22 protein-coding genes and 1 pseudogene are annotated in these 23330 nt (G+C 40.6%); 11 read left to right on the top strand and 12 right to left on the bottom strand.

Annotation, left to right across the window (positions count from 1 at the left end):
- Nucleotides 1–84: 84 nt before the first annotated feature.
- The 3 genes and pseudogenes from VB693_RS18185 to VB693_RS18175 form a co-directional block, all read right to left on the bottom strand.
- Nucleotides 85–195, bottom strand: a pseudogene (locus VB693_RS18185) (zinc metallopeptidase); the annotation flags it as partial.
- Nucleotides 196–643: 448 nt separating this feature from the next.
- Nucleotides 644–1234 (bottom strand): Crp/Fnr family transcriptional regulator, encoded by a 591-nt coding sequence (locus VB693_RS18180; protein WP_323267482.1) that lies wholly within the window; start codon nt 1232–1234, stop codon nt 644–646.
- A 123-nt stretch (nt 1235–1357) separates the two neighbouring features.
- On the bottom strand, nt 1358–3538 hold the full coding sequence (locus VB693_RS18175; RefSeq protein ID WP_323267481.1) for a penicillin-binding protein 1A: 2181 nt from the start codon (nt 3536–3538) through the stop codon (nt 1358–1360).
- 436 nt (nt 3539–3974) lie between these two features.
- Here VB693_RS18175 and folK point away from each other — a divergent pair, with 436 nt between their 5' ends.
- From folK to VB693_RS18160, 3 genes are all read left to right on the top strand, one after another.
- Nucleotides 3975–4472: a 2-amino-4-hydroxy-6-hydroxymethyldihydropteridine diphosphokinase gene (gene folK, locus VB693_RS18170; RefSeq protein ID WP_323267480.1), complete on the top strand. Its 498-nt coding sequence runs from the start codon at nt 3975–3977 to the stop codon at nt 4470–4472.
- Between the two features lie 87 nt (nt 4473–4559).
- Nucleotides 4560–5108, top strand: a complete 549-nt coding sequence (locus tag VB693_RS18165; protein ID WP_323267479.1) for an NUDIX hydrolase — start codon at nt 4560–4562, stop codon at nt 5106–5108.
- Nucleotides 5109–5398: 290 nt separating this feature from the next.
- Complete coding sequence (locus tag VB693_RS18160) at nt 5399–7867, top strand: BsuBI/PstI family type II restriction endonuclease (protein WP_323267478.1); 2469 nt, start codon at nt 5399–5401, stop codon at nt 7865–7867.
- A gap of 274 nt (nt 7868–8141) precedes the next feature.
- Here the strand turns inward: VB693_RS18160 and VB693_RS18155 are convergent, their stop codons facing one another.
- Nucleotides 8142–8438, bottom strand: a complete 297-nt coding sequence (locus tag VB693_RS18155) for a hypothetical protein (RefSeq protein WP_190708334.1) — start codon at nt 8436–8438, stop codon at nt 8142–8144.
- Nucleotides 8439–8498: 60 nt separating this feature from the next.
- Between VB693_RS18155 and VB693_RS29060 the strand changes: the two genes are divergently transcribed.
- The 8 genes from VB693_RS29060 to VB693_RS18115 all read left to right on the top strand — a co-directional run bounded on the left by VB693_RS29060 (nt 8499) and on the right by VB693_RS18115 (nt 17043).
- Complete coding sequence (locus tag VB693_RS29060; RefSeq protein ID WP_190708333.1) at nt 8499–8612, top strand: BsuBI/PstI family type II restriction endonuclease; 114 nt, start codon at nt 8499–8501, stop codon at nt 8610–8612.
- Between the two features lie 200 nt (nt 8613–8812).
- Nucleotides 8813–9727: an actin-binding WH2 domain-containing protein gene (locus VB693_RS18145; RefSeq protein WP_323267476.1), complete on the top strand. Its 915-nt coding sequence runs from the start codon at nt 8813–8815 to the stop codon at nt 9725–9727.
- Nucleotides 9728–9861: 134 nt separating this feature from the next.
- A complete protein-coding gene (locus VB693_RS18140; RefSeq protein ID WP_323267475.1) occupies nt 9862–11406 on the top strand; it encodes an NAD(P)H-hydrate dehydratase in 1545 nt (514 codons plus the stop codon).
- A gap of 57 nt (nt 11407–11463) precedes the next feature.
- Nucleotides 11464–11817 (top strand): papain fold toxin domain-containing protein, encoded by a 354-nt coding sequence (locus tag VB693_RS18135; RefSeq protein ID WP_323267474.1) that lies wholly within the window; start codon nt 11464–11466, stop codon nt 11815–11817.
- A gap of 13 nt (nt 11818–11830) precedes the next feature.
- Nucleotides 11831–12196 (top strand): hypothetical protein, encoded by a 366-nt coding sequence (locus VB693_RS18130; protein WP_323267473.1) that lies wholly within the window; start codon nt 11831–11833, stop codon nt 12194–12196.
- On the top strand, nt 12183–12305 hold the full coding sequence (locus VB693_RS18125) for a hypothetical protein (protein ID WP_323267472.1): 123 nt from the start codon (nt 12183–12185) through the stop codon (nt 12303–12305). The genes VB693_RS18130 and VB693_RS18125 overlap by 14 nt, the downstream gene beginning before the upstream one ends.
- Nucleotides 12306–12432: 127 nt before the next feature.
- Nucleotides 12433–14856 (top strand): GH116 family glycosyl hydrolase, encoded by a 2424-nt coding sequence (locus VB693_RS18120; protein ID WP_323267471.1) that lies wholly within the window; start codon nt 12433–12435, stop codon nt 14854–14856.
- Between the two features lie 54 nt (nt 14857–14910).
- Nucleotides 14911–17043, top strand: a complete 2133-nt coding sequence (locus tag VB693_RS18115) for an NHLP family bacteriocin export ABC transporter peptidase/permease/ATPase subunit (RefSeq protein WP_416233399.1) — start codon at nt 14911–14913, stop codon at nt 17041–17043.
- Nucleotides 17044–17400: 357 nt separating this feature from the next.
- Here the strand turns inward: VB693_RS18115 and VB693_RS18110 are convergent, their stop codons facing one another.
- The 8 genes from VB693_RS18110 to VB693_RS18075 all read right to left on the bottom strand — a co-directional run bounded on the left by VB693_RS18110 (nt 17401) and on the right by VB693_RS18075 (nt 23310).
- A complete protein-coding gene (locus VB693_RS18110; protein WP_323267469.1) occupies nt 17401–17568 on the bottom strand; it encodes a hypothetical protein in 168 nt (55 codons plus the stop codon).
- Nucleotides 17569–17788: 220 nt separating this feature from the next.
- A complete protein-coding gene (locus VB693_RS18105; protein ID WP_323267468.1) occupies nt 17789–19063 on the bottom strand; it encodes an acyl-CoA dehydrogenase family protein in 1275 nt (424 codons plus the stop codon).
- A 221-nt stretch (nt 19064–19284) separates the two neighbouring features.
- Nucleotides 19285–19437 (bottom strand): hypothetical protein, encoded by a 153-nt coding sequence (locus tag VB693_RS18100; protein ID WP_323267467.1) that lies wholly within the window; start codon nt 19435–19437, stop codon nt 19285–19287.
- A 483-nt stretch (nt 19438–19920) separates the two neighbouring features.
- The gene (locus VB693_RS18095; protein WP_323267466.1) at nt 19921–20307 is read right to left on the bottom strand and encodes a hypothetical protein; all 387 of its coding nucleotides are present in this window, start codon (nt 20305–20307) and stop codon (nt 19921–19923) included.
- A 355-nt stretch (nt 20308–20662) separates the two neighbouring features.
- Nucleotides 20663–20836, bottom strand: a complete 174-nt coding sequence (locus VB693_RS18090) for a hypothetical protein (RefSeq protein WP_323267465.1) — start codon at nt 20834–20836, stop codon at nt 20663–20665.
- A 225-nt stretch (nt 20837–21061) separates the two neighbouring features.
- Nucleotides 21062–22654, bottom strand: a complete 1593-nt coding sequence (locus tag VB693_RS18085; RefSeq protein WP_323267464.1) for a hypothetical protein — start codon at nt 22652–22654, stop codon at nt 21062–21064.
- Between the two features lie 4 nt (nt 22655–22658).
- Complete coding sequence (locus VB693_RS18080) at nt 22659–22817, bottom strand: hypothetical protein (protein ID WP_323267463.1); 159 nt, start codon at nt 22815–22817, stop codon at nt 22659–22661.
- A 343-nt stretch (nt 22818–23160) separates the two neighbouring features.
- The gene (locus VB693_RS18075) at nt 23161–23310 is read right to left on the bottom strand and encodes a hypothetical protein (protein WP_323267462.1); all 150 of its coding nucleotides are present in this window, start codon (nt 23308–23310) and stop codon (nt 23161–23163) included.
- Nucleotides 23311–23330: the final 20 nt, after the last annotated feature.

Below are 23330 nucleotides of genomic sequence, written 5' to 3'. Positions count from 1 at the left end.
CTGAATATTAATTTACTAAAAGAGTCTGTATATACTTGATGAGCATAAATTTGAGAATCTAAGCAAATTTTCCAGAAATCTCTCTTATAAGGCATGACCGACTTCATGGGCCGCGATCGCAACTGCTATGATAGAATTGGAATTAGCCACATCTGCGGATAAACCCACAACAAAATTGAGCATTGGGCTATAGCAATTTTCCTGGTCTTTAGTACAACAAGCTTTTACATGCGTTCATTCCAATTTCCATAGAATGAAAACAGCGACTTCAGCACCAGTCATCTGACCTAAACATTCCTCTAAAAGTTGGTATTGTAAAGAGGGTTTTAACCTCAGTCCTTGAAAGAAATAATGCAAATTGCTGATTGAAGCCATGATAATTTGTGTACTAGATTCATGAGAAGTTAAGGAAATTGGGAAATCACTCCCTCTTTCTTGATATCTATATTTCTAGTCCAGAAATGTTGAATGTGATACAAAACTTTACGTAGTGAATTAAAGTAGCCCTAAAAAGCCTAAAATAGTCAACATAACATCATCTCCTCAAACCAGAGAACATAGCTAATTTTTCGACACATACAAGACTGTTCGCGTAGCATCTCGAAGAGAACAGGACTTACGCAACAATCTGACTCTTCTGCTTTTAAATCTCGTAGTACCAAATATCTTCTTCTCTCGGGATAATTCTATTGAGCGATTGCCTGTCAATCAAACCTTCTTGCTCAAATTGTCCCAAGATGCGTGTTACAGTCACCCGTGTCGAACCTATCATATCCGCCAAATCTTCGTGAGTCAGACGCATATCGATTAAACGTCCCTTCTCTACTTCTAAGCCAAACCTTTGAGATAACCAAGCCAAGAGCTTCAGCAGCATGGTTTCTACTTTTTTATAGCTCCGAATGACCATTAACTCTTCGGACTGTTGAATGTGAGCCAGTAGAGTTTCTGTAGAATCAGACCATTCTTCTAGGGGTAAGATTCTGGCTTCAACCTTTGTCAAACACTCCATCTGGTAAGGTTCTAATTTTGACAACGTTCTACCAACAATATCGCCAGAACCCCACAACCCCAACGCGACAGTTGTACCATTTTCCTGATAAGTGACAGTTCTGACGAAACCTGTGTCAATCTGCCACAGGCTATTTTGATAGTCTGGCAAAAGTGACCTTCGTGTGAATAACAGCTTGGTCTTTTGACTACCTGAGTCAATGAAGCTTGATTTTAATGACACCACTGGATATTACGCTTTATCGATAAATTAACAGTAGTATATTTATATCAGGTTATAGGGAACAGGTGACAGGTGACAGGTAGAAGAAGTAGGGGAGCATAACCCCTGACTAATGACTAATGACTATTAACTTCTAGGTTTGAGTCTTTCACGCCAAGAAGGTGTGGGGGATGAAGACTCTCTAGAACTACGAGGTGTAGAAGAACCTGATTCTACCGTTCTAGTTCGCTCTCTTCTAGGTGGAGAAGCTGCACTGGCACTAGAATTGGATTCTTGACTACGACGATAGCGTCGCCGTCTTCTTGATGAATTATCGTCTGTTTCTTGGTTGCTGTTTCTGCGTCTTCTAGATGAGCTGGTATCCTGTTTTTCTGATTTTTCATCAGAGTTAAGAGAACCATGCAAGACTTTTTTAGGCTTAATGGGTTTAGCTTTAATGCTACCCTTGCGACCTTTTAGTTTAGGTTGGGCGGGAAACTTTTCTATTGGCATTCCCTCCACTGCTACTTCCATAAAAGAGTGCCAAGTATAGGCTGCGCTTCCACTACCACCAGAGGTGGGGCGATTGTCATCATTACCTAACCATACCCCTGTCACTAGTTGGGGAATGTAGCCAATAAACCACAAATCACGGGCTTCATCTGATGTGCCTGTTTTGCCTGCGACTGGTCGCTTATCTAATCGAGCGGCTGCACCTGTACCTGCTTCGACGACGTTGCGTAACATCGAAGTCATGATGGCGGCGGTAGTAGGATCAAGGACTCGCTTGGGTTGAGAATCTACTGACCATATGACCTCACCTTTGCGGTTCAGGATGCGACGTATACCATAGGGTTGGGCGTGTAATCCTTGGGTGGCAAAAGTACCGTAGGCACTAGTTAATTCTAAAAGATTGACTTCATTCGAGCCGAGGGCGAGGGAATAGGTGGGTATAAGTTTAGATTTAATGCCCATATTATGGGCTGTGTTGATAGTCGGATCAAATCCTATATCAAGTAATACTTTGAGGGCTACTACATTCACAGAACGCGTCAGAGCATCGTTTATACTCATCCAACCCCGAAAAGTTTTGCCGTAGTTCTTAGGTTCGTAGTCATCGACGACAAAAGGCGCATCTAAATAGGTGTCGTTGGGGCTTTTGCCTGTAGCGATCGCGGTAGCATAGACAAACCCTTTAAATGTTGATCCTGGTTGACGTTGGGCTTGGGTAACGCGGTTAAATTGGTTTTTGCCAAAGTCTTTACCTCCCACCATCGCCTGAATTTCACCGTTGCGGGGGTCAATGGCTACTAAAGCTGCTTGTTTAAAGTTTTGCCAGCGACCTTGATTTTTTAAAGTTTTGGTGACGGCTGCTTCAGCTGCTTTTTGCCAAGTTAGGTTGAGGGTAGTTTCTACGATTAAACCCCCGTTAGCCAAGACATCGGAAGGTACGTGCTGCGGTAATTCTTGCAGAATGTAGCTACTAAAATAAGGGGCTTCTAATTGTAGCCGCTTCGGTAAACTTGATTTGAGTTTAATTGGTTCTTGTGATGCGGCTTGTCTTTGGGCAGCTGTGATAAATCCTTCTTCCTGCATTCTGTGCAAGACCAAATCCCGCCTCTGCCCAGCAGATGTGGGATTATTAGCTGGGGAATAGGAACTGGGTGCAGGCGCGAGTCCGGCTATGGTGGCTATTTCCGCCAGGGTAAGTTTGTCTACGGGTTTACTGAAATACACCCATGCGGCATCTGCTACACCATAAGCCCCTGAACCTAAATATACTAAATTTAAATAACGCTCTAGAATTTGGTCTTTAGTTAATTCTTGTTCTAGTTTTTGGGCTAGGCGGACTTCTTTGAGTTTGCGCCAAATCGTCCGTTCTTGTTTGAGGAAGAGAATGCGAGCTAGCTGTTGGGTGATCGTACTACCCCCTTCTACCACAGTTTGCGATCGCAAATTATTAACAGCTGCTCTAATAATTCCTTGGGGATCAATACCACCATGTTGCTGAAATCTTCTATCTTCGATGGCAATAAAAGCTTGTTGCAGCTGCTCAGGTATCTTTTCTAAATGGAGCGGTTCTCTAGTTGCTTCGCCTTGCTGTTGTAATATACTGCCATCAACAGCTTTGATCGTTAATGTTTGCTCGCGGATGACAGTTTGTAGTTCAGATTTATCTGGTAAAGTACGATCTATTGTGGAGATAAAGTAGCTCAAAGCAATTACCCCACCCCCCAAACTCAAGCCTGTCCAAAACCACACACGCCGATAGAACGGACGTTCCCGACTGCTGAACCTATTAATGATCCCCGATGTCACACTGTTCATATTATGCAACAACTGCCTTCCAGTCACCAACCGGTTGGATGGTAAGTGATCATTTGTGGATTCCTCTTTCTCTAAACGATTACCGGGCGACAAGCGCAGTTCCTCCTTATCTGAGTCACTTAAATTTGGTTACTGGAACTAGAAGGTAAGTTGCTCCACATTAGTTCTTAGGTGAACGCGGTTATTAGCTAGCCAACAAATGATAGTTTTTGGCTTGGCTCACTACTTTCCGTGTTAGTATAATATCCCATAAATAATTAACTGAATTCATTGCTACACAAAATAGATTTTTTACATTCAGTTAATGCTTATTTTGTCAAGATGAATACATTACTTTTAGTGAATTATTGAATTTCAAAAAACTATCAAAAGTATTAGAAAAAATATATTAGAACCCTTACCTATCTACCTAAATAGTGACTTGATACAGAATAGCGTGCTAGCCAAAGTTGTCCGTAGTGCCTTAGCTTTAGGCAGTAATCTTGGCGATTCTGTGGCAATATTGGCGGCAGCAACCCTGGAATTAAGCGAAATTCCAGGCATTGAACTAGAGGCAAAATCTAGTTGGTATAGAACCAAAGCTGTAGGCCCACCACAACCAGATTACATCAATGGCTGTGTCATAGTGCAAGTAAAAATGAGTCCCCAGGAATTATTAGACACATTGCTGGCGATAGAGCAGAAATTTGGGCGAGTGCGTCGAGAACGTTGGGGTGCGCGATCGCTTGATCTAGATATACTGCTCTACGATGACTTAATTCTCGATACCCCAAACCTCCAGATTCCCCATCCGCGAATGCACCAGCGAGCCTTTGTCTTAGTGCCATTGGTCGAGATTACCCCAGACTGGATAGAGCCAGTTTCCGGATTAGCGATCAAAGAGCTGGTAAAAAAAGTAGACTGTTCTGATGTACATTTGTTAAAGAGCAGTTAAAGTTACCACTCAATCAACGTAAAAAACACTGGTGCGATTGCCAGAACCAGTATAGTTTTGTACGGTTATAAACAACAGAATTTAACTATGCCACTAGGTAGAGAATTACCACAGCTATTAAAACAACGCCTATTCTATAAGGGGCGCAAGTTTGACTTTGAAGTGAATCGCTTGCGCTTACCCAACAAAGCCGAAGGAGAATGGGAGTGCATTCGTCACCCCGGCGGTGCTTTAGCTGTGCCTGTGACTGCGGAAGGTAAACTAATACTTGTACGTCAGTATCGCTTTGCGATTCAAGGACGGATATTAGAATTTCCCGCAGGAACTTTAGAACCCAATGAAGATCCCCTAGATACTGTCAAGCGCGAAATTGAAGAAGAAACCGGACATAGCGCAGAAAAATGGGACAAATTAGGCGAATTTTTCCTAGCACCAGGCTATTCTGATGAGATTATCTATGCCTACCTCGCCAGAGATGTAGAAAAGTTAGACACACCACCTCAAAAAGACGAAGACGAAGATATCGAGATTGTATTTTTCACTCCAGAACAACTAGAGAAAGCTATTCTGGAAGGAGAACCTGTAGATTCTAAGACAATTTCCAGCTTTTTCTTAGCACGTCCGTTTTTAGTTTAGGGAATTGATTTTTTAGTAAGTGGCTCTAGCTCTTTTTTTAGGACTAAAGTCCTTACTAATAAACCTTTACAATAAGAGATTGATTTATAAAGTAAACCTTAAATTGTAGGGTGCGTTAAAGCAACGTGTAAAGCACCATATAATATTGGTGCTTTACGGTTAGATATCATTTGGTAAAATCCTCAAATCCTTACATAGCCGTAACACAACCTACTGAATATTTACTTTATAAATAGGCTCTAAGATGCAAATATTTGATATATCTTCATCTTTGAGACTGAATTGACAGCATGGCGATATTTTTAACAGATTCTACTGAGATTAACAGAATTTATCTCTCCTCAAAATTGAATCTGAAGCAGCGTAGTGAATTGGGACAGTTTTTTACTCCTGCTCCAGTTGCTCGTTTTATGGCGAGACAATTCAGTAATCTGTCTGGTCACATCAGTCTTTTAGATCCTGGTGCTGGGGTGGGCGCATTAACGGCTGCATTTGTAGAAAAAATATTGGCAAATCCCAACCAGGTTGAAAGTTGTTTTATCACAGCGTATGAAGTTGAACCAATTTTTCTATCTTCTTTGAGGCAAGGCCTTATAGAGTGTTGTGTTGCTTTAGAAAACAAAGGAATTAAGGCAAATTACTGCTTACATGAAGAAAGCTTCATCAAGGCTTTTACTGAAATAAATTTGCCACTTTTTACCAAGCCTTCCATCAGTTTTACTCACGCGATTCTGAATCCACCTTATAAGAAGATTAACAGTCAATCAGTTGAAAAGAAAATCCTTGCAAAACTGGGAATTGAAACTGTAAATCTATATAGTGCATTTGTTTGGCTGACTGTATTACAGCTTGCTGAGGATGGAGAGATAGTTGCAATTACGCCGAGAAGTTTCTGTAATGGTGCTTATTTTCGTCCTTTCCGTAAAGAATTTTTGGAGAAGATGGGACTTAAAAAAATTCATATTTTTGAGAGTCGTTCCACAGCTTTTGCGGAAGATAAAGTATTACAAGAAAATATTATTTTTCATGCAAATAAAACAAAAACAAAGCCTGATTATGTAGAAATTAGTAGAAATTATGAAACTGAATTAGATGAATTTTCAGAATTAAGATACGTTCCTTATAGCGAAGTCGTTGAAACAAATGATTCTGAGCGTTTTATTCATATTGTGACTAACTCTCTTGAAGATTTTTTGAGAGTCCAAATGAATAAATTTTCATCTACTTTGAATGAAATTGGTTTAGAAGTTTCAACGGGGCCAGTTGTCGATTTTCGTCTCAAGTCAGCTTTGAGAACTGGCTGGGATGAGCAAAGTGTTCCATTACTTTACCCAGAAGCTATCAAGGCAGGGAAAGTTTTATTCCCACCCAGCAATCCGCGTAAGGCGATCGCAATTGAACAAAACCAAGAAACAAAAAAATGGTTAGTTCCATCAGGTTGGTACGTGTTGACAAAGCGATTTTCTGCTAAGGAAGAAAAGCGTCGTGTTGTTGCTGCTGTGTGTTCTCCTTTAGATGCACCAGTATTAGGTATAGAGAATCACCTCAACTACTACCATGCTCAAGGACAGGGAATGAATCCTGACCTAGCACGAGGTCTAGCAGCATTTCTCAATTCCACTTTATTTGATAGTTACTTCCGGCAGTTTAGTGGACATACACAAGTTAATGCAACGGATTTGCGTAGAATTAAATACCCTAACAAAGATGACTTAATCCTACTAGGAAGCCAAATTGGTTATTCTCACTTTGATCAGGAGCAACTTGATCAGGTTGTACATAAAACTTTGTCGATTATGAGCGAAGCAACGAACGCAATTCAGGCTAGTAAACGAATTGAGGAGGCACTTGCTATGCTCAAACATATTGATGCTCCCAAACAGCAACAAAACGAGCGTTCAGCACTTTGCTTACTCGCCTTGGCAAACATTCGACCGGAAACACCTTGGCATCAAGCGACAGCACCAAGACGCAGAATAACAGAAATGATGGATTGGTTTCGTGATTACTACGGTAAACAATACGCACCGAATACACGCGAAACAGTTCGACGGCAGACTATGCACCAGTTTGTGCAGATGGGGATAGTAGTTGAGAATCCAGACCGACCAGACAGACCCATTAACAGTCCACAATGGTGTTATCAACTTCATCAACAAGCATTGTCACTTCTTAAATCCTATGGTTCTGAGGCGTGGGAAGAGACTTGTCGCAATTATGCTGTTGCAATTACAAATTTATTGCAAGATAGGAATCGCAACATCCCCATCATTCCTGTAAGTTTGCCTGATGGTCAAGCCATTCAATTATCATCAGGTGGACAAAATATATTGATCAAAGCAATTTTAGAAAGTTTCTGTCCCCGATTTACACCTGGGGGTTTTGTTCTCTATGTCGGCGATGCTGGGGATAAGTTCATCATTAATGAAACTCAGAAATTTCGAGAAATGGGGATTGAATTAAATCCTCATGGGAAAATGCCAGACATTGTAGTTTACTATGAGCAACAAGATTGGCTTGTATTGATAGAAGCTGTGACTAGTCATGGCCCGGTCAACTTGAAACGTCGCAACGAATTAAAGCAGCTATTTCAGTCCAGCAATAAGGGATTAGTTTTTGTTACAGCTTTCCCAAGTCGTAAGGAAATGACTCGATATCTGGCTGAGATTTCTTGGGAGACAGAAGTTTGGGTAGCAGATCAACCAGATCACATGATTCATTTTAACGGGGAAAGATTTCTTGGCCCCTATGAAAACTGAGAAAATTGTTTTTGAAAATCTCATTTGTAATACTGCGATCGCGGAAGTGATAAAAACCTTCAGTAATCACCTAAAGCTAGTATGACCAAAGAAGAAAAGGATACAAGCCCCTAAATTTATTTATGGACACGAAAAAGTGCAAAGAAACATTAATTCAAGCCCACGGATAAATCCGTGGGCTTGAATTTTTAATTTTTAATTTTTAATTCCCCGCAGGGGTTGACTTATTGTTTTTTAAAAGCCAGTTTGAACGCTTAATCAATGCCATCCACAATCAGGCTCTTCCTCGGTTTATGGTTAAATCTTCTTCTCGTTTATTAGGATAAAACTGTTTTTTATGTTTCAGTTGATAAAACAACGTACCATGTATTCCATTTACGCTCTTTTTATCCAAGCGACGTTGCCAAATTTGTGCTAAACCCAATTGAGCTTCCTTATCTGAATATATATCTTCATCAAATTGTATATCTTGCCCTTCATCGGGAAATATCAATTTAAACTCTTCATCTGTTGCCGCAAAAATATCATAAGCACAATTCCTCGCTCCATCAATAACCTGTATATTTTTCATGTTTTTTGGTTGTTGTTACAGGGATTAGTTTTTGTCGCTGCTTTCCCCAAGCGTAAGGAAATGACTCGATATCTGGCTGAGATTTCTTGGGAGACAGAAGTTTGGGTAGCGGATCAACCATATCACATGATTCATTTCAACGGGGAAAGATTTCTTGGACTCTATGAAAACTGAGAAAATTGTTTTTGACGATTTCGTTGGTAACAAAGAAGGTACTCTTAGTTACTTAAATACTACCAATATTTACTATACTAGATTTGTGATAAAATTAGGCTTTTAACCTTGCAAGACAAGGATCATAGGCGTATTTCTGCACAACTCTCATGAATTATCATTGGTTATCTTAGATGTATTATGATTTCTGAGAAAAAAGTATGAATAAGGACGATAACGCAGTACCCTCTGACCCAGAACACGATAAATCAGGTGTTTTTGAATCAAGCTATCGAGGACAAGAACCCCCAGAGCCTGATATCATTACGTTCCACTCTGAGGATACCTCCGGTTCTGCCAAACGCCCGTCTAAACCTCATGCAGAACGCTACGAATATTCCCAAAAAGAACTTCAAGCACTGCGTCAGGCGATTGAGAATAATGGTGTTTTTCGTCTGGCTTTTTACTTTCTCGACTATATTCTGAGGGCGCAAACAGCCCTATTTGAGCAGATACACAGCCAAAAAGATTTGACTAGAATTATTTGGTCAATGTCTGTTCTCTCTATCCTACTATCTAGTATTTATGGCCTAGTCATGGGTATGTATAACGGGGTATTGCAAGCATTGTCATCTGCCATCAAATTACCTATTCTCTTTTTATTCACAGCATTGATTTGTGTTCCATCACTCTATACCTTCAATGTATTGCTGGGACAACGTTTTAAGTTTCTTCAAACTGTCGCCCTGATGATGATGACTTTGGGAACTACAACAATTTTGCTAGTAAGTTTAGCTCCCATTGCCTTTTTCTTCACCCTCACCACGCCGGATAACTACCAGTTTTTAAGCCTGATGCACGTGCTGATCTTTGCTCTGTGTGGCATCTACGGAGTACGATACCTGTATCGGGGATCGTCATACATTGCCTTTCGGATGGAACAACCCTTGAATAATCTGCTACTCCGCCTCTGGATTGTGATTTATGCAATTGTGGGAATGCAGTTAGGTTGGCGGTTGCGTCCGTTTATTGGTAACCAAGGAATTCCCTTTGAACTGTTACGAAACGAGATGGGGGGCAATTTCTACATTACTGTTTGGAAATCTTTGCTCGAACTGTTTTCAGGTGGATCTTAGTCCCAATGGAAGCGATCGCCTACAGTGGAGCGTAGCTCATCGCCTACAGCAGACGTAACACCATCACCTTTTAATTCTGGCTTGCGCTATAGATATTGATATGTGCCAGCTAAAACTAGTAATGGTAAGATCAGGTGCTGACTAGAAACGAACAAATTTCCCAAGTTGTCGTCACTGCTGCCCAAATGCGAGACATTGAAGGGCGGATGTTTGTAGCAGGAATGCCTGTCGCCGCTTTGATGGAAAAGGTGGCAGGACTTATTGCCAAGCGTATTGAGGATGTTTACCCCAGTTCCTGTGTCGGTATTCTGGTTGGCCCCGGACATAATGGTGGTGATGCGTTGGTTGTAGCCCGTGAGTTACACTTTCAAGATTACAAGGTTTGGATGTATGCACCTTTTTCTAAGTTCAAAGAATTAACTTCGCAGCATTTGCAGTATGCTCAAAGTTTGGGTATCCCCTGTTATCAAGATATTGAACAGTTACCTGATTGTGATTTTTTAGTTGATGGATTGTTTGGATTTGGCTTAGAAAGAGCGATCGCTGATCCCATTGCTTCGGCTATTAATCATTTTAATGACTGGGATAAACCAATTATTAGTATTGATGTGCCTTCGGGTTTGCATACTGATACAGGCGAGGTATTAGGGACGGCTATCCGTGCAACTTATACCCTGTGTTTGGGTTTATGGAAACTGGGTTTATTGCAAGATCAGGCTTTGGAGTATGTGGGTAAAGCTGAGTTAATTGATTTTGATATTCCTCTAGCGGATGTGCAAGCGGTACTAGGAGACACCCACAAAATTAAACGCATCACAACAGCAACGGCACTTTCTACCCTACCCTTACCCCGTCCCCCAGTAACGCACAAATATAAGGAAGGACACTTACTGCTAATTTGTGGTTCGCGGCGTTATGCAGGTGGGGCAATTTTAACGGCTTTGGGTGCTAGGGCGAGTGGTGTGGGGATGCTTTCTGTGGCTGTACCTGATTCTCTCAAGCCGCTTTTGGTGTCACATTTACCAGAAGCGTTGATTATTGGTTGCCCTGAGACGGAAACAGGGGCGATTGCTCATTTACAATTACCAGAGAAGAAAGATTTAAATGCCTATAGTGCGATCGCCTGTGGCCCTGGGTTAACTACAGATGCTACTCCTATTGTCGAGGAAGTTATAAACAGCGATCGCCCTTTAATTCTCGATGCTGATGGTTTAAATATTCTGGCAGGGCTAGACACCATCCCTACATTACAACAGCGTCAAGCTATAACTGTACTAACACCCCATACAGGTGAATTTCAACGCTTGTTTCCTCATTTACCTGATGCGAAACGAGACAGGATAGCAGCTGTGAGAGAAGCAGCAATCCAGAGTGAGTCAGTAGTATTGTTGAAAGGTGCGAGAACTGCGATATCCAATCCCCACGGTATAGTATGGATTAACCCCGAAAGTACCCCAGCTTTAGCCCGTGGTGGGAGTGGGGATGTGTTAACAGGCTTAATTGGGGGATTATTAGCACAAGCTGCTACTAAAGAATTGCCAATAGAAGATATTGTAGCAACGGCGGCATGGTGGCACGCCCAAGCTGGGATTTTAGCAGCGCAAGAACGCACAGAATTGGGGGTAGATGCGTTGACGTTGACTAATTATCTGATGTCAGTTCTTAGTGTTGTCGCATAAATCAGGGAGGAAGATATATTTATCTTATGAAATTTAGCAAATTTTTAGGATGTATGATTGAGCAGTTTATCGACTGAAGAAATTTATCAGGCACTTGGTAATATTTCCTCCCAATTTGGCAACCTTGAATGTGACAAATGTGCCATAGCATTAAAGGCATGGAGTGATGGTAATGGCATTGAGGCAAAAATTCTCAAGCTCAGAACTAAAAAGCGAAATGATTTCTTTATAATTAGCGATCGTTATGGTGATAGTGAGTCAATTACTGATAATGGCATTCATTATGGAGTAGAAGTTTTAGGGCTAGTTTTTGATAACCTTTCACCTCAAGGATTACCCCTTGATGAGTGGATAAATGATTTTTCCTGCCGCAGTGGTGAATTTTATTTAGAAGAGTTAGATAACTTCTAAAGGAGAGAATATTATGAGCGGAGTATACGAAATTCTAGCAAAAATAAAAGCTAAACCAGGTATGTATATTGGTCGTCCTTCTGTGAGCGACTTATTTATGTTTTTGGTTGGTTATGAATGTTCTCGCAGTGAACTGGGAATTGAAAATACTCAAGAGGAAGAAGATTTTTATGGAGAGTTTCAACCTTGGTTACAGAAAAACCTAGGAATAAAAACGGTAAGTTCTTGGTCAAAAATGATTATGCTTTACTGCCACGATGAAAAGGCTGGTTTTGAAAAGTTCTTTAGCTTATTGGATGAGTTTAAACAACGAAATCAAGATTTACATGGAAATGAGTTTAATAATACATCGGAAGCAGTGGGGATTGTCTCACAGTGAAGCAGAAAATCCTTGGCTAAAATTTGCGGGTGTCTTTAAAGATGACGCAGATTTTGCTGAAATTGCTGATCATCTTAGAGCAGAACGTAACGCAATCGACGAAGATTAAAAGCAGTAGATTTGCTTTTGTTTGTAGTAAGGACTTTAGTCCTCACTACAAACTTGAATCATGTACTTGAGAAAATTGACACATCGCGTTAAGCTTCCTTAGCATAACTGCACTGTGACACTAGGTAATGACCACTCAATTCTCCCCGCAAATTCCTGCTTGTACTTGGAATCGTCCTATCGGTTTAGGTTGGGATAAGCCTTATACCGTTCGCTACGCTAGTAATATTGATGATGGAGCTTGGCATGGGATGCCCTTGGGTGGCTTTGGTGCTGGCTGCATCGGGCGTTCTTCTCGGGGAGATTTTAACCTCTGGCATATTGACGGCGGTGAACACGTTTTTCAAAACTTCCCCGCTTGTCAATTTAGTGTGTTTGAATCTCATGGCACATCCTCCCAAGCTTATGCTTTGGCGACAACAGCACCTGAAGATGGTAGTCTGCAATCTGTGCAATGGTATCCAGCCTCTACCGCTACACAGGAGACTGGTACATATCACGCTCTATATCCGCGTAGCTGGTTTGTGTATGAAAATGTCTGGCAAACACAGCTAACCTGTGAGCAGTTTTCCCCTATCTGGGCTGATAATTACCAAGAAACTAGTTACCCTGTGGCGGTGTTTGTTTGGCAGGCTCATAATCCCACCAATGCACCTATCACTCTCAGTATTATGCTCACTTGGCAGAATATGACGGGCTGGTTTACTAATGCTCTTAAATCTCCAGAGGTGAAGATGCGGGATGATGGTAGTCCAGTTTATGAGTATCAGCCGCGTTTGGGTGAGAGTCAGGGTAATTACAATTATTTAGTGGAAAGTCCCCAAGCGTTGGGTTGCTTTTTAGGACGGGAGGGTATTACAGAACCTCTACAGGAAGGTGAGGGGAGTTGGTGTATTGCGACGAAAAAACATCCCCAAGTAGAAGTTTTTCATCATACCCGTTGGCATCCCGATAGTAAGGGGGATGAAATATGGCAAAGCTTTGGTTTGGATGGTTCATTACCTGATTATATAGATACTACCCCAGCCGGAGAAAATGAACAAATCGGGGCAGCGATCGCAGTCCGTTTCACTCTCCAACCAGGGGAAAGTCTAGAAATTCCCTTTGTTCTAGCGTGGGATTTCCCAGTTACAGAATTTGCTGCCGGGGTGAATTATAACCGCAGATATACAGATTTTTTTGGTACTAATGGTAACAATGCTTGGGCGATCGCCACTACTGCTTTAGAACAGTATCCAACTTGGCAGGAAAAAATACAAGCTTGGCAACAACCTATTCTCGACCGGGAAGACTTGCCCAATTGGTTTAAAATGGCTCTATTTAATGAGCTTTACGACCTTACCAGTGGGGGTACACTCTGGAGTGCAGCCACCAAAAACGATCCTATTGGTCAGTTTGCTGTACTAGAGTGTTTAGATTACCGTTGGTATGAAAGTTTAGATGTCAGATTATACGGTTCTTTCGGGCTGTTGTTACTGTTCCCCGAACTGGAAAAATCGGTGATGCGTGCCTTTGCACGGGCAATTCCCCAAGGTGATGATACCCCCCGCGTGATTGGTTATTACTATACCATCGGCGCAGAAAGTCCCCTAGCTGTGCGTAAATCTATAGGTGCAACACCCCATGATTTAGGCGCACCCAATGAACACGTTTGGGAGAAAACCAACTACACCAGTTATCAAGACTGTAATTTGTGGAAAGATTTAGGCTGTGATTTTGTCTTGCTGGTTTACCGAGATTATCTGTTGACTGGTGCAAATGATATTGATTTCTTGAGAGATTGTTGGGATGCAATTGTCCAGACTTTAGATTATGTCAAAACCTTTGATTTAGATGGAGATGGCATTCCTGAAAACTCCGGCGCACCTGATCAAACTTTTGATGATTGGCGACTGCAAGGGGTAAGCGCGTATTGTGGTGGTTTATGGATGGCAGCCTTAGAAGCTGCGATCGCCATTAGCGATATTTTAATCAAAAATCAGCCAGAATTACTCAACCAAAAATCTACCTATGAGACTTGGTTAGCAAAATCCTTACCTATCTATCAAGAAAAACTCTGGAACGGTCAATATTACCGACTAGACAGTGAAAGCGGTTCAGATGTAGTGATGGCAGATCAATTGTGTGGACAATTCTACGCTGGTTTACTCAAGTTACCGAATATTGTACCAAGCGATCGCGCCATTTCTGCCTTAAGAACTGTGTATGATGCCTGCTTCCTCAAATTCTACAATGGTCAATTCGGTGCTGCCAATGGTGTCCGTCCCGATGGTTCACCAGAAAACCCCAAAGCTACCCATCCCCTAGAAGTCTGGACAGGAATTAACTTTGGGTTAGCAGCCTTTCTCTTACAGATGGGGATGAAAGATGAAGCATTAAGATTAACCCAAGCCGTAGTGCGGCAAATTTATAGCAATGGGTTACAATTCCGTACACCGGAAGCTATTACACCCGCCGGGACTTTTCGCGCTAGTACATATTTACGAGCAATGGCTATTTGGGCAATTTATTTCTTTGCCAGAGACAAGAAGTTTTCTGATACGATAGGTTGAACTTAATTATGATACCGCCTAAAAGTGCGTGTTAGAACCCCTACTGTAATTCAAATGGAAGCTGTCGAATGTGGTGCGGCTTCCCTAGCTATTATTCTGGCTTATTATGATCGTATTGTCCCCTTAGCCGAACTCCGCATTGAGTGTGGCGTTTCTCGTGACGGTAGCAAAGCCTCCAATCTGATCCTTGCTGCTAGACGTTACGGAATGGAAGCCGATGGCTTTAAGGCCGAACAATTAGAACAACTCCAAAAATTATTTCCTCCCTACATTGTCTTTTGGAATTTCAATCACTTTCTGGTGGTGGAAGGATGGAGTAAACATTGGGTATTCCTCAATGATCCGGCTACTGGCCCCCGCAAAATTTCTTGGGAGGAATTTGACGAAGGGTTTACCGGGGTTGTGCTGGTAATAGAACCAGGAGAGGATTTTTCCGCAGGGGGTCGCAAACCCAATGTTATCTCAGGATTAATCGACCGATTACAGGGTTCATTTGCTGCAATTCTCTACTGTGTTTTAGCTGGATTTCTGCTGGTACTGCCTGGTTTAGCGATTCCGGTCTTCAGTCAGGTGTTTGTAGATCAGGTTTTGGTGGAAAATCGTACCGAATGGTTGCGTCCTCTCATTTTAGGGATGATTCTCACTACAGTATTTCAAGGGTTACTCACACTGTTGCGACTGCGTTATTTGCGAAAGCTGAGGATTAAGCTGGCTACAGCAACGTCTACTCGCTTCCTATGGCATATTCTCAGATTGCCTGTCAGATTTTATGCCCAAAGATATGCAGGAGAAATCAGCAATCGCGCCAGTTTAAATAATAAAGTAGCTCAGGTGCTTTCTGGTCAATTGGCAACTACTGTCATTGATGTTGTGATGGTGTTATTTTATGCCTTAGTGATGTTCGCTTATGACTGGTTGCTGACGTTAATTGGCATCTGTTTTGCTGCTATCAATGGGTTAATGTTGCAGTGGGTAGCACGACAACGGGTAGATGCTAATATGCGCTTGGTGCAAGATTGGGGGAAAGCCGATGGAGTGAGTATTGCCGCACTTCAGAGTATAGAAACATTGAAAGCATCGGCATTAGAGTCGGATTTCTTTTCTCGATGGTCTGGTTATTATGCAAAAGCCATCAACGCCCAGCAAGAGTTGGCAGTTACCAACCAAATATTAGGGGTTTTGCCAATATTACTCAACTCTTTAACCTCTATCTTTATCTTAGTAGTTGGGGGTTGGAGAGTCATGGATGGCAACCTCAGCATCGGGATGTTAGTAGCATTTCAAAGTTTGATGCTGAGTTTTCAGCAGCCGGTGAATACCTTAGTAGATTTCGGTAGTACCCTCCAGGAATTAGAAGGGGATTTGAATCGTTTAGATGATGTCTTAGGCAATTCGCTTGATCCAGAGGTGGAAAAGTCGGAAGTTATCGGAAATCACTCATCTAAAATCTTACATTCAAAATTGCAAGGCTATGTGGAATTACGGAATGTCACCTTTGGTTATTCTCATATTGATCCACCGTTGATTGAAAACTTCAGTTTATCTTTGCAACCAGGACAAAGAGTAGCTTTAGTAGGTGCAAGTGGTTCGGGCAAATCTACCCTAGCTAAATTGATCTGTGGACTTTATCAACCTTGGGAAGGGGAGATTCTCTTCGATGGGACTCCCAGAAGCGAGATTCCACGAGAAAGGTTGGCGAGTTCCTTATCACTGGTGGAACAAGATATTTTTCTGTTTGGAGGTACAGTCAGGGATAATCTAACTTTATGGGATGACACTGTGTCAGATGAGCAACTTGTCAAAGCTTGTCAAGATGCAGTAATTCACGAAGCGATCGCACAAATTCCGGGAGGGTATGATGGTCAACTGCTAGAAGGTGGTGTAAACTTCAGTGGAGGACAGCGACAACGCTTAGAAATTGCCCGTGCTTTAGTGAAGAATCCGGCAATTTTAGTGATGGATGAAGCAACTTCTGCTTTAGATACCCAGACAGAGCAAATTATTGTAGAAAATCTGCATCAGCGCAACTGTAGTTGTATTCTGGTAGCGCACCGCTTGAGTACCATTCGGGATTGCGATGAAATTATTGTTTTGGAAGCGGGTAAGGTGGTACAGCGCGGTAATCACAAAGAATTATGGCAGGAAGGGGGAGTGTATGAGAGGTTGATTAGTTCAGAAGAAAGTTAGCCTATCACTGCTTATAATTACTGTTAACAAAATCCCAAAAATCTCATAAATACGTTAAAAGCCCACTGATAAGAAGATTGAACAATGGGCTTAATTATCTTGATGATAAGCTATGTCAGGGAAAGAAAGTAAACTCACTCTATCGAATCTACACTAACTCTATAATCCCTCCAATTATTGTTTCTAATCCCCTCACCACCAGATACGCTATCTAACTGTTCCAAATTGAGTGACTGAATCTGTGGCATTTGATTGAAGTTTAGCTGTTGTGAATGTGTTAGTTTTTGTTTGTTGTTTTTCATTTTGTTAATCTTATGAGGATAATTCACTAAGGAAATACATCACCGTTCTTCTCCCTTAATGTAGTTCTTCACAGATCAAACTTAGTTCTTCCATTGCTACATCACCTCCACCATCTCCTCTTCTCACTCCTCCTACTACTACTGTTAATTCTGCTGGGAGAAGCTTGGACTCTGGACTCAATTGAGAGAGTATTGGCTCTTTATGATTGTTGTTTTTTTTCATTTTTTTCTTGGATGGTATTGAGTATATGTTCTGGGTTTTAATTCGCTCACTCACTAGATACGTCAGTCAAAATGTTTTATGCACTCATTGAGCCGAGATATGCGATGTTGAAAGTTGTGCTAGTACGTTGAGGCTAATCTAGCCATTTGAACAGGGCGCATACATTTTAATTACTAATAATTTCGACATGATCTATAAAACTATAGATAGACATTTTGATTCAGTTAATAGCCCTTGCAGGAAAGTGGTTAGAGGTAACTAATACATCTGGTATAAATGTAGTATTTTCATCTGTTTCACCGATTTCGTATAAGGTTTCTCTACCTAATTTTTCAAGACAGCGATCAATAGACCAAGGTCTCATCACTGAACCACAAATACTATCTCTATAAAGTCGCTCTAAAGGTAAAGATTTGAGCAGAGCTTGTCCTCCACAAACCCGCAGAGCTAAACTACATAATTCATTAGCATATTCCATTACAGTATAGTTAGTTGCATAAGCACGCAGCATTTCAGCCTTACTGGGATTAGCTTTCGCATCATGAATAGCTCGATAGAATAAAGATTTCATTTGTTCTAATTTAATAAACATTTCGGCAACAGCATATTGTTTAGTTGTATCTTGTCGCCGTTTAATAGGAGCTATTCCTTCAATTTCACCTCGGAGGTATTTAACTGTAAAATCATAAGCTGCTTGGGCTATTCCTACATATGTTGGGGTAAGTGTTAAAAACATATGAGGCCAAATCTTGGTCATCTGAAAATACAAATTTTCAGGTAACAATTGTGCATTATCTGGAACAAATACATTATCAAAAATTAGGGTGCGGGAAACCGTTGCTCTCATACCGACTGGATTCCAATCTCCCACAACTTTTACACCTTCTGCATTTGCAGGAATAGCCAGATAGAGTGAATCATTTAAAGTTGCATTTTCCTTAACTTTTGTGCAAATTACACCATAATAATTTGCTGCTCCTGATAGGGAAGCAAAGACCTTTTTGCCATTGATAATCCATCCCCCGTCAACCTTACGAGCCTTGGTTTGATATGTTTTTCCTAATGATACACCAGCACCTTCTTCAGAAATAGGTTGAGCATAAATAGCTCCTTCTTCCACCACCCGTCGGAAATGTTCTTGACGATAGTATTGATGCTGTACCCATTGATACTCTTGCATAGGCAAATCATTACTTAAAATCCCCATCCAGAGTAGCGAACAAGTGTGCATATTATAGGTAAGGGCAGTTGCTCCACAGTAGCGTCCGATTTCAGCCGCAACTAAGCAATAAGTAGGAAAATCTGCACCTAATCCACCGTATTGTTCAGGAATTGTGAGTGCTAATAATCCATGTTCCCGTAAATCTTGATAATTCTCAAAAGGAAAAGAGGCAGTTTGATCGTACCAAAATGCACGAGGCGCAAATTTTTCTTGTCCCAACTCGCGCACCAGTTCAATCAGTTTTTGTTGCTTAATCGTTAAAGGAAAATCCATTTTTTTGTCCTCGATTATTTTCTCTTGCATTTACTAAGAGTTCCAGAAAAAGAAACAGAGCAAATTATTGTAGAAAATCTGCGATGGTATCCGAGCGACGGTCGGTCATCGCCTACGGTGGGGAGGCACATCGTCAGCTACACTGGGCAGAACGCCATCGCGCGAATAATGCATTAATAATAAGTTATGTCAGAAAAAAAGAAGTGAACTAAGAGCGGGAATTAACCAATAACACCTCGTTTGAGAGTCAAATCATTAACTTTAAATAGACCACCAGCTACATCTTGAAGTTGTTGATCAGTCAATAGTTCAAGTTGTTTTTTATTGGTGTGTTGTGTTTCTTGGTTAAGTTTTTGGATTTTTTTGTTGTTCATTGTTTTAATTTATCGGAGAATAATTTACTAGTGAGATACGTCAAATTTCATTCAGATCGAAATACATTAGAAGGACATTCCTAAGAATATTTAACAACGGGCTAAATTGTATTATTGAGTTTCATATCTGCATTGCTTGAGATGATATTATTAATTTAGTCTGAGGTTATAGAAACGCACATCGGATCAATGTCATGACTTAACAATGACATTTGTCATTACTAAATTTACTTAATCTGGTAAAATTCAGGACATAATAAAATTCCCTTGCTTTGGATGTCCAAACAGAACAGTGTATGAGAGGTTGATTCGTTCAGAATAAAGTTAGCCTATCACTGCTCAATTATTACTGCACTTCAGCCTACTGTTAAGATTTAACAATAAGCTGAAGTGCATTAATGGTACATTTGCTGTAAGGTTCAATTAGTGCTTGAGGCTAATAAATGTAGTCTCAAGCAGACTACATAATTGAGCGATAGCAAGTTAATTAGACCCTGGGATATTCGCTCTTTCGACACCAGAAGGCTGCGTTTTTTTCAGGGTTGTTTGTCTCCTCTGACATTTAACGTGTGTTTTGGTTTCTAAGCTAGATGGTTCGATATTTTCTGATCCAACAATCAGTTTTGTATAATTAGCAGCTTTATCAACCACGATTTCGCCACATCTATTGACTGATTTATCTTGGCGTGATCCTATTTTGCCTTGAGCATTAATATATCTGATTTGGTATCGTTTACTAGGAGTTAATCCTGTTACCACAACTTCACCTTTACTAGTTTTGTAAGCTTCGGCGGCAGTAGCGATCGCACTATGAGTTAGCACGAGTATTGCGGCGATGGACGCTGTAATAATTGAAAATTTAGTTGACATATGTGTACTCCATGTTTGAGATGATTTTTGTGTGATCTACTGAAATTATCTGGATAGCTCGAAGAAGAAAAATATCAGCAGATAGAATTGAAATTAGACTCTGAATATCGTTGATATTTTATGCACTCATTGAGCCGAGATGCGCGATGTGAAACTTATGCGTAAAGAAAAGGGCATTTACACGATTCTATTACCTTCGTACATCGACATATTTCCATTCATTATCATTACCAGCACCAGTAACTTGAGTGAGTTGTTCTTCATTAAGTTTAGGAAGGCTAATATTCACAGTTTTTTCTTGTTGTTTATTTCTCATTCCCTTGACCTCAATCTATTGTGGGGTGATATCACCCAATTAGTGTAATGCAAGTCCAATCTGTTTAAGGTTATTAATACAGCTTTGTCTGGAAGGACTTGTCTCTCCCCCTGAAATATCATTGAGTTGTTCTAGAGTAAGAGTCTGCAATTCTACAGATTTTTGAGCAGGTTGTATTTCTTGGTTGAATTTTTGGAGTTTTTTATTGTTCATTTTTTAATTCCTCTGAGGATACTTTACTAACGGGAGACTTCAAATTCCATCCAGATTCAAATACAATTAAGCTCATTTCTAAGAATATTTAACAATGGGCTTAATTGTATTATCGAATTTCATTTTGGCTTTGCTTGATCTGATAATATTAATCTAAATTAAGATTATAGAAGCGCACATCGGCTCAATGTAATAACTTAACAATGACATTTGTCATTACTAAATTTACTTTCTCCAAACACCTGCATATCTAGGAGAATTACCATCCACATAACCAGTTACATTCCGTGTGAGAAGACCGCTATTTTGTGCAGATTCCCACTCATTCTGATACTGCTGGCTACTCAAATTATGACGTGCCTTGAAAGTTCCTTGACTTACCGAGTTCCAAATGGCGGTAAAACGAGTTTGACCATTATGTTGGTAAGCGTTAAGGTAAGCAACTTGACGACCTTGTTGTTGGTTTTCATTAAACAATTGTTGATACTGTGCAGAAGTCAAAAAAGACTTAGCTACAAAGCTACCAACATTTGTTTTTTCATAAAGTGCAGCGTAGCTACGATTCCCATTTATAGAAACAACAGAAATATTTTTTGGTCGCCAGCCATTTTTAGTCAAATCATCAATTCGTTTTTGATGTTCATTGGTAGATAGACCATGATAAGCAGTAAATGACGGCCCGTTGTCCTTGGCAAAAATCGCCGCATACAGGACTGTATTACCATTCAGATAACTCTCAACCTGAGTTGGTCTATAACCAGCTTTGGTATATTGATTGAATTTAGCTTGGTACTGAGATGAGGTGAGATTATGAAAAGATGCCCATGCAACTCCATTATTAGGACGAAATAGAGCATTGAAGTAAATCTTACCGTTGACGCTAAAACCATCAATCCACTCTAGGCGATAACCTGATTTGGTAATTTGGTCAAAAACGAACTGATATTGACTATCAGGAATACCATGTCGAGCAATTTCTTTATTACCTTGAGAAAAATCAGGCAAAATGGCGATTTTACCAGGTGGTAAAGCTTGATTGTTCAGACGTTTCCAATCTTGGTCTGAGTCTTGATTTGTCTCGGTGCTTTTTGTCCATACGCCCGCAAAAGTTAGAGGTAAAGGAGTATTACCTTTGCTTCGATGAAGATGTAAGTGTGGGCCGCTCGATGAACCACCATTTCCAACATTTCCAATAAACTGACCTGCTTTTAACGTCACTTGTTGAGCAGGAGTTAAAGTTCTTTCTGAATCATTGCTTGCATCTGTTGTGAACTCCTTGGAAATCGGACATAAAGATTTAGGAATTGAACCTGGTTCTAGATGTGCGTAGAGAATCAATTCTCCATTACCAACATCAACCGTTAAATGATTCCCACCACCGTAGATTGTCTTTGGATTCGATGTACGACCTGGATGACTTTGTCCTGGTGCGGGATTATCTGGTGCATTACGCCAACATTTAATTACCTTACCACCAGTAACTGCATACACTGGCTGACCGTAAATCAACTTATGTTCGTTTTTGCTCCCGTCAGTTCCAGGTTTGTCAGTAGTCCAATTTTTACTACGATTATCAAAGCGAATCGCTGTCAAATCATAACCGAGTTTTTGACTTCCAGAACCATGAATTTCTTTGCGTCTGTACCAGTATTCACCTGATTCTAAATCTTCTGCACGACCAGGGAATAAATAAGTAGTGTTTGCCAATGCAGTTGATGTCAAGTTAGTTAATAAAGGTATTACAGGGGTTAGCAAAATGCTAGAAGTAATACCCACAGTAATAAATCGGCGAATTGATTTTTGTTTTTTGTTTTTCATGTTGTTAATCTTTGTATCGAGATTCCCCATTAACACCTTCAAATTTTATATAGGCAGCAGCACCAGTTACACTATCGAGCTGTTCCAAATCGAGTAACTGAATTTGTGGTATTTTTTTGGAGTTTAGCCGTTGTGGATATGTTTTTGTGAGTTCGTTTTTCATGTTGTTAACCTTTAGCAAAATAGAAATTACTAGGGGTTTTGAGACACATTAACTTTTACAAGCAATTCCCGTATTTCGACAGGCCCCCTGCAACTTCGGCAAGTTGTTCCTGATCAAGCTTAGGGAGAGTGAGATTGCAGTTTTTTGGCTTTTGCTTTGGGCTAGGATTCTGGACTGGCATAGACTTTAGCTTTACCTTCTGACAGAGACATATCTCCACTCAGGATCACTACCACCATAAACCCTATCAAGCTGTTCTAATGGGAGTGATTGAAGTTGTGAGAGTGTCTTGAAGTTTTGTTTTTGTTTGTTGTTTTTCACGTCTTTTATCTCTTCTTGCAGGTTAAACACGCGGTGTCGTAAAAACTAAGGTGGGTTTGAACAACGCGCCACCATTGACTTGAGTAAGTTGTTCCAAATTGAGTGACTGCAACTGTGAAATTTTATTAACGTTTTGGTGTTGTGAATGTGTTTTTGTTTGTTGGTTTTTCATGTTATTGCTCCTTAAGTATA

The sequence above is a fragment of the Anabaena sp. UHCC 0399 genome, from assembly GCF_034931465.1.
Lineage (GTDB): Bacteria > Cyanobacteriota > Cyanobacteriia > Cyanobacteriales > Nostocaceae > Trichormus > Trichormus minutissimus.
This window is presented reverse-complemented; position numbering and strand designations above follow the sequence as displayed.

Bases quoted from the DNA above. Each gene is read 5' to 3' on its own strand.
- VB693_RS18175 (WP_323267481.1), bottom strand. From the start codon at position 3,538: ATGAACAGTGTGACATCGGGGATCATTAATAGGTTCAGCAGTCGGGAA.
- VB693_RS18165 (WP_323267479.1), top strand. From the start codon at position 4,560: ATGCCACTAGGTAGAGAATTACCACAGCTATTAAAACAACGCCTATTC.
- VB693_RS18160 (WP_323267478.1), top strand. From the start codon at position 5,399: ATGGCGATATTTTTAACAGATTCTACTGAGATTAACAGAATTTATCTC.
- VB693_RS18155 (WP_190708334.1), bottom strand. From the start codon at position 8,438: ATGAAAAATATACAGGTTATTGATGGAGCGAGGAATTGTGCTTATGAT.
- VB693_RS29060 (WP_190708333.1), top strand. From the start codon at position 8,499: ATGACTCGATATCTGGCTGAGATTTCTTGGGAGACAGAAGTTTGGGTA.
- VB693_RS18145 (WP_323267476.1), top strand. From the start codon at position 8,813: ATGAATAAGGACGATAACGCAGTACCCTCTGACCCAGAACACGATAAA.
- VB693_RS18130 (WP_323267473.1), top strand. From the start codon at position 11,831: ATGAGCGGAGTATACGAAATTCTAGCAAAAATAAAAGCTAAACCAGGT.
- VB693_RS18120 (WP_323267471.1), top strand. From the start codon at position 12,433: ATGACCACTCAATTCTCCCCGCAAATTCCTGCTTGTACTTGGAATCGT.
- VB693_RS18115 (WP_416233399.1), top strand. From the start codon at position 14,911: ATGGAAGCTGTCGAATGTGGTGCGGCTTCCCTAGCTATTATTCTGGCT.
- VB693_RS18110 (WP_323267469.1), bottom strand. From the start codon at position 17,568: ATGAAAAAAAACAACAATCATAAAGAGCCAATACTCTCTCAATTGAGT.
- VB693_RS18105 (WP_323267468.1), bottom strand. From the start codon at position 19,063: ATGGATTTTCCTTTAACGATTAAGCAACAAAAACTGATTGAACTGGTG.
- VB693_RS18100 (WP_323267467.1), bottom strand. From the start codon at position 19,437: ATGAACAACAAAAAAATCCAAAAACTTAACCAAGAAACACAACACACC.
- VB693_RS18095 (WP_323267466.1), bottom strand. From the start codon at position 20,307: ATGTCAACTAAATTTTCAATTATTACAGCGTCCATCGCCGCAATACTC.
- VB693_RS18090 (WP_323267465.1), bottom strand. From the start codon at position 20,836: ATGAACAATAAAAAACTCCAAAAATTCAACCAAGAAATACAACCTGCT.
- VB693_RS18085 (WP_323267464.1), bottom strand. From the start codon at position 22,654: ATGAAAAACAAAAAACAAAAATCAATTCGCCGATTTATTACTGTGGGT.
- VB693_RS18080 (WP_323267463.1), bottom strand. From the start codon at position 22,817: ATGAAAAACGAACTCACAAAAACATATCCACAACGGCTAAACTCCAAA.
- VB693_RS18075 (WP_323267462.1), bottom strand. From the start codon at position 23,310: ATGAAAAACCAACAAACAAAAACACATTCACAACACCAAAACGTTAAT.